This is a genomic window from Kitasatospora sp. NPDC093558, from assembly GCF_040683475.1.
GTDB lineage: Bacteria > Actinomycetota > Actinomycetes > Streptomycetales > Streptomycetaceae > Kitasatospora.
This window is the reverse complement of the sequence record NZ_JBFBDY010000378.1, coordinates 1-6,181: the sequence shown is the minus strand read 5'-3', so window position 1 is coordinate 6,181 and position 6,181 is coordinate 1. Positions and strand designations below refer to the sequence as shown.

Sequence of the window (6,181 nt, the reverse complement as noted above, 5' to 3'; positions counted from 1 at the left end):
GTGAGGTCGAAGAGGTCCACCCCGGTGGCGTCCGCGACGAGCTCGGGGATCGAGTCGCCGCCGAGGCGCAGGTGCGTCTCGACGGTCGCGGGCCCGCTCGCGGTGAGGATCACCTCGGTGTGCGTGGGCCCGTTGCGCACCCCCAGGGCGTCGAGCACGGCGGCCACGTGCCGACGGACGGCGCGCTCGGTCCGGTCGGGCAGCCCGGCCGGCACGTGGTGGCCGGTCTCGACGAAGTGCCGGTCGTCCTTGAACTTGCGCGTGGTGGCCACGATCTCGTGCTCGCCGCCCTCGGAGAAGGCCTCGACGCTGAACTCGGCCCCGTCCAGGTACTGCTCGGCGATGAGCTGCGCCCGGCCGTCGCCGGACGACCAGCGCCAGGCCGAGGGCACGTCGGCGGCGGCGCGCACGACGGACACCCCCTTGCTTCCCGTGCCGCCCACCGGCTTCAGCACGAGGGCGCCCCACCGCCCGAGCAGCGCGGTCACGTCGTCCGGGCCGGACACCTCCTCGCACCCGACCCGTTCGACGCCAGCCTCGGCCAGCGTGCGGCGCATGGCGAGCTTGTCGGTCACGTTCCGGACGGTCCGCGCCGAGTGGAAGGGCAGCCCCAGCCGGTCCGCGATCGCCGCGGCCTTGTCCTGGTCGAGCTCGCTGAACGCCGCCACCCGGTCGACCGGGTCGTGGGAGTGGACGAACCCGGCGTAGGCGAGCCACTCCCCGGGCGCGTCCTCGGACAGCGCGATGACCCGGTCGTTGTCGGCGGGCCGCCGAACCTTGGCCAGCTTGGTCACCCGCACCAGCGTGGTGGTCCGGACACCGGTGCGCGCCCGCATCCGGGCGGCGAGGTCGCGTCCCGCTCCGATGACCAGCACATGTTCGCCCATGCCGTGTCCTTTCCGAAGTTCCGAGGTTCCGGGGTTCCGAGGTTCCGAGATGTGGTTCAGGTCTTGATCAGCGCGGCCTGGGCGCCCTGTCCGGCCGGCTGCCGTGGCGCCGAGACCGCCGCGCAGACGAGGCCCGCGGCGAGGAACGCCCCGGCGAGCACCAGCCAGCCGCCCGCGCCGGTGAGGGCCATCAGGCCCAGGCCGAGGGTCGGCCCGGCGATGTCCTTGCCGGACGAGCCCAGCCAGAAGAAGGCGAGGAACCGGCCTTGCTGTTCTTCGGGGGCCAGGGCGAACGACACCGTCCAGCTCGCGGCCGTCTGGAGGAGCTCGCCCGCCGTGTGCAGCACCATGCCCAGCACGAGGGCCGCGACGGCCAGGGCGACGTGGTCGAGGAACGTCGCCGCCGCGAAGCAGAGGCAGCCGCCGGCCAGAACGAGGCCGCACCGCCGGAACGCCCTCACCGCCGCGGGCACGGTGTCGGCCTGCTTGGTGACCCGCAGCTGGAACGCGATCGCCAGGACGGTGTTAAGCATGAGCAGCACGCTCACGAGCCACGTCGGCGTCGCGGTGTGGTTGCTCACCCACAGCGGGACGAGCAGCGTCAGCACGGTGTCGTGCAGCATGAGGACGCCGTTGGCCACGGTGAGCACGACGAAGAGCGGGTGGCGCCAGGGTGCCCGGGCCGGTGCCTCCTTCGCGTCGGCCGGCCGCTGCTGCGGGCCGGCCGGCGGCGGTACCCGGAGCCGGGCCAGCAGCACGACCGTGACCAGGAACGACAGCGCGTTGAGGCCCACCAGCCACCGGAACGCGGCCGCGGTGCCGGTGGCCAGCGCCAGCGCGCTGACGCCGATGCCCACCGTGAAGCCGAGGTTGCGGATGCTGCGCACGACGGCCGCGACCCTCGCGCGCTCGCTTCCGGAGAAGAGCTGCCCGACCATGGCCTGGTTGACCGGAGGCGCGGTGCGGTCGGCCGTGAGCAGCACGCAGGCGACGCACATGAACTGGGCGAAGCCGTGCACGAACAGGTAACCGAAGTACCCGGCGCCCCGCAGCGCGTTGAGGATCAGGAACACCTTCCGGGCGCCGAACCGGTCGGCCAGCCGCCCGACCGGGACGGTGGCGGCGAACCCCAGCGCGCTGCCGGTCGACAGGCCGAACCCGACCTCGGCGGGGGTCAGCCCGACGACCCGGGTGAAGAACAGGGCCGAACTCGCCAGGAACAGCCCCGTTCCGGTGGAGCCGACGAACGTGCTGACGGCGAGCACGCGGGCGTTGGGCGGGGTACCGCGGAGCCGGTCGAGCACGGCTCGTGGGCTGAACATGAGGTCTCCATCGTGCGATCCCACGGGTTGGGCCGACGCGCGCCGGCCCAACCCCCGTCCGGCGGCCCCCGTCAGGCGGCGGCCGTCTGCGGCGTGCGTGCCCGCTCCGCCGCCGGGCCGGCGAGCTCGGCGCGGATCCGCTCGGCGACCACCGCCACCTGGTCCTCGGCGAGGCTGACCGGGTTCACGGTGAGCTCGTCGCGCGGGTCGTCCGACGGCACGAAGATCCGCGGTGTCCCGGCCAGCAGGGCGGCCGCCACCTCGCTCGGCCGGCGTCCGAACACCTCCTGGACCCTGCTGAGCACCAGCGTGGGCACGTGGTGGCGGAACTCGTCGTGCAGGACGGCGAGTTCGGCTCCGGGCAGGGTCGCCAAGGCCTGGTGGACCGGCGCCAGCAGCTCGCGCCAGCGCGCCAGTTCGGCGTCCTCGTCCGCGGCGAGGTAGCGCTTCAGCGCCGCGTACAGGCCGAGCATGTCCTCCCGGGTGACCTTGTGCGCCCGGCCGATCGCCTGGTTGGGGCCGTTGTTGGCGCGGGCCGCCTCGATCAGCTCGCGCCGGCCGTAGAGCAGGCCGGTGTCCTGCGGGCCGCGGACGACCTTCCCGCCGCTGAAGGCGACCAGGTCGGCCCCCTCGTCGACGTACCGGCGCAGGTTGGCGCGCGGCGGGAGCATGGCGGCGGCGTCGACGATCACCGGGACCCCCAGCTTGTGCGCCTCGCGGCACACCGTGGCGAAGTCCGGGCCGACCTGCCGGATGCCCGGGCCCTCCAGCCAGCCGATCGCCGCGGTGCGCTCGTTCACCGCGGCCAGGATCTCCCAGAGGTGGCACTCGTTCATCGTCCCGACCTCGACCACGCGGGCGCCCGTCTGCCGGTACATGTGCGTGTACCGGCCGACGTGCGTGCGCATGAGCACCAGCTCGTCGCGCATGCCCGTGGCGTCGGGCAGGGCGGCGACCCGCGCCCGGTCCGTGCCCGTCATGCAGGCGGCCAGGGACAGCACGCACCCGCTGGCGGCGCCGCTGGTCACCATCCCGGCCTCGGCGCCGGTGATCTCCGCGATGTATCGGCCGACGGCCGCGTTCAGTTCGGCGACCGGGACGAACACGTCCGACGCGGCCCACATCACGTCCCGGACCTCGGGGTCCGTCCGGGAGCCGCCCATGGTGGTCTTCGTCCCGCCGCAGTGGATCAGCGGCTCGACGCCGAGCTCCGCCAGGAGCGCGTGCACGGCATCGGCGTCGGGACGGCCCGACCGTGGTTCCAACACTGGTTCCCCCTCGATGAGTTCGATGAGCCCGTTGAGCCCGGATCAGGCCTTGTTGAGGTCCTGCATCACGCCGACGATCAGCGACGCCTGCCGGCAGGTGAGGTCGAGGAACTCCTCGCCGACCACCACCTCCGGGTCGGCGGGCGCCTGGGTCTGGCCCGAGATGGTGCGCTTGCCGTTGAACTGGCTGCGGAAGAACTCCGACAGGTCCCCGCCGTGCCGGCCGTGCCAGTCCTCGACGACCCGCTGCACCGCCTCGGCGGCCCGGTCGGCGTTGGCGACGTCCTTGGTCGCGTCCCGCACCTGGCCGCACAGCTCGGCCACGAGCTCGACGTCGGTGCCCTGGGAGCGCCGCGGCAGCAGCGTGAAGACGACGGAGGGCGCCACGATGAACAGGGTCGGCGCGGTGCCCGCGTGCTCGGCCGCGTGGTCGAAGAACGGCCGGAGCCGGCGCGGGTACTCGCCGCCCTCGAAGTAGCCCCGCTTGCGCGGCGGGAAACCGGCCATGCCGATCGCTCCCCAGTGCAGGTGCGCGTCGATCCCGTCGACGGGGGCCGCGGGGTCGGCGACGTGAGTGCGCAGCTGCGCCATCAGCATGGTCAGGAACAGGTTGGACAGCACCGGCACCACGGTGGGGACCGGGCCGTCCAGATGACGCTGCCTGGCCTGCTCGTCGTTGATCACGGTGAGCGGCAGCAGCAGCCGGTCCACCAGCTCGTTGCGGGTGAGGCTCTCGTCCCCGACGCGGTACCCGGGGCCGTCGAAGAGCACCTCGCCGTCCCGGGGCGCGCCGTCGGTGCCGACCAGGCCGGCGAAGAGGGAGGCGAGCAGCACCTTGCCCCTGGAGTTGCTCTCGGTGGCGAGCAGGGCGGTGTGGATGAGCGTCCGGAGCCGGTCCTCGCTCGCCATCATCCGGCTGGACACGTAGTCCGGGGCCAGGCTCAGGCGTGCGTTGCGCTCGCGGTGGTACTGGCTGAGCAGCCGGCGGTCCCCGTCCTCGTCGACCATGACGAAGGGGCTGAACCAGGACTGGCCGCGGTCCGCCGCCTTGGGGCCGTCGGCCGTGTGCACCAGCAGCGGCAGCTGGCGCGCGACGCCGCCGTCCACGACGGAGCCCGGCATGTAGATGGTGTCGCCGCCGTCGAGGGCCGTGGTCTCGGTGCTGGTGGTGTCGAACAGGAGCGGGCTGCCGACGCCGAGGACGCCGCAGATCGTCCGGTTGTAGTCCAGCAGGCCGGAGCGTCCGGCGTCGATGTCGCCCCAGTCGCCGAGGTGGCCGGTGCGCGGCGGGGTGATTCCGCTGTCGCGCACGATGCGGATCAGGTCGCGCATCGCGATGTCGCACTTGCCGAGGTGGATCCAGTCGAGCTGCCGCCCGCCCGACTCCAGCCGGTTCAGGGCCTGGCGCAGTTCGCGGCCGCCGCTGCCGGTGCCGATGGCGTCGGCGAGCGAGTGTCCGAGGCCGGCCGCGGCGGTCATGGTGCTCTCAGTCATGCGTCCTGCAAACCTTTCACGATGTCGAGACGAACGGCGACGCGCGAGCCGAACCCGGCCTTGAAGTCGCTGATCGCGTGGAACTTCTCCGTCAGCTCGGCGTGTTCCGCCGGGTAGAGGCGCTCTCCCACCTCGAACCACCGGCATCCCAGCTTCCTGGCGTGCCGGACACCCTCCCAGACCATCAGGTGGCTGAGCCCGGCGCCGTAGTACTCGCGGTCGTGCGCGGCGATGCCGTAGTAGCAGTACCGGCCGGAGACCGCGAAGTACGCGGCGGCCACGGTCGCCCCGGCCTCCTCGCCGAACACGAAGAAGCCGTCGCCGCCGGTGACGCAATCCAGGACCCGCTGCCAGCCCTCGGGCGTGCGCACCTCGCGGTCGCGCAGTTGCCGGTGCAGTTCGTGCAGCTTGTCCCGGTGCCACGGGCCGGCGTCGGCGCCGTCCACCGTGTGCAGGGCCAGCTGGGGCCGGGGACGGTCCAGGATGCGCCGGTGGTTGCGGCGCAGGTCCTTGCGCAGCGCCTCGTCGGGCAGCGCGAGGTCGATCTCCTGGGTGTAGTACGCCCGGCTGCGGCCGCCCGCCCGCAGGACCAGTTCGGAGAGCCGGCCCAGGTGGCCGTCCACCAGGAAGTCGCGCAGGTGGTAGCCCCGCGCGCCGGTGCGCTCCTGCAGCTGGTCGAGGTGGTTCATGATCAGCGTCGCGGCCGACTTGCGCCTGGCGCCGTCGGACGCCTCGGCGGTGGCGACGTGCAGCGGCCGTCCGTACGACGACAAGTAGGTCTCGCCGTCCCGCCGTTCGACGGTGAGCGGCAGGCCCATGACCGGGCCGTCGCGGTCCACCGCGACCACGTGGGCCGGCTCGAACCGGCTGCCGGCGGCGTACGCCTCCGCGGCGCGCAGCTCGGGGACGTGGTAGCGCGGGTACTGGTGGTAGTCGGTCTTCCAGAGCTCGCGCCACTGCTCGGACCCGCCCAGGTCGGGGATCTGAAGGAGCTTCACGCGTGCACTCCTTCCTCGGTGCGGACTTCCTCGGTACGGACTTCCTCGGTACGGACGGCGAACGATGCGGGGATCCTGCGGTCGAGCTCGTCGAGTTCGGCGAGGGTCGGTGCGTCGAAGAGCACCGAGGCGACCCGGTCGGACGAGGAGCGCACCGGCGCCAGGCGGTGGCCGCGGGGCTTCTCGACGAAGACCAGCCGGTAGTCGGCCGG

At 73.1% G+C, this 6,181-nt stretch carries 6 protein-coding genes; all 6 read right to left on the bottom strand.

Annotation, left to right across the window (positions count from 1 at the left end):
• A partial coding sequence (locus AB0O00_RS26820; RefSeq protein WP_363655928.1) for an ATP-grasp domain-containing protein occupies positions 1 to 887 on the bottom strand: 887 nt, incomplete at its 3' end.
• Between the two features lie 56 nt (positions 888 to 943).
• Positions 944 to 2,209: an MFS transporter gene (locus AB0O00_RS26815; protein ID WP_363655926.1), complete on the bottom strand. Its 1,266-nt coding sequence runs from the start codon at positions 2,207 to 2,209 to the stop codon at positions 944 to 946.
• 71 nt (positions 2,210 to 2,280) lie between these two features.
• Positions 2,281 to 3,438 (bottom strand): aminotransferase class V-fold PLP-dependent enzyme, encoded by a 1,158-nt coding sequence (locus tag AB0O00_RS26810; RefSeq protein WP_363655925.1) that lies wholly within the window; start codon positions 3,436 to 3,438, stop codon positions 2,281 to 2,283.
• An 81-nt stretch (positions 3,439 to 3,519) separates the two neighbouring features.
• Positions 3,520 to 4,971 carry a DUF6025 family protein gene (locus tag AB0O00_RS26805; RefSeq protein ID WP_363655923.1) on the bottom strand — a complete coding sequence of 484 codons (1,452 nt, stop codon included), beginning with the start codon at positions 4,969 to 4,971 and terminating at the stop codon, positions 3,520 to 3,522.
• Positions 4,968 to 5,969, bottom strand: a complete 1,002-nt coding sequence (locus tag AB0O00_RS26800; protein WP_363655921.1) for a GNAT family N-acetyltransferase — start codon at positions 5,967 to 5,969, stop codon at positions 4,968 to 4,970. Before AB0O00_RS26800 ends, AB0O00_RS26805 begins: the two co-directional genes overlap by 4 nt.
• Positions 5,966 to 6,181, bottom strand: a 216-nt coding sequence (locus AB0O00_RS26795; protein ID WP_363655919.1) for a hypothetical protein, incomplete at its 5' end; no start/stop codon positions are given. The genes AB0O00_RS26795 and AB0O00_RS26800, both read right to left, overlap by 4 nt.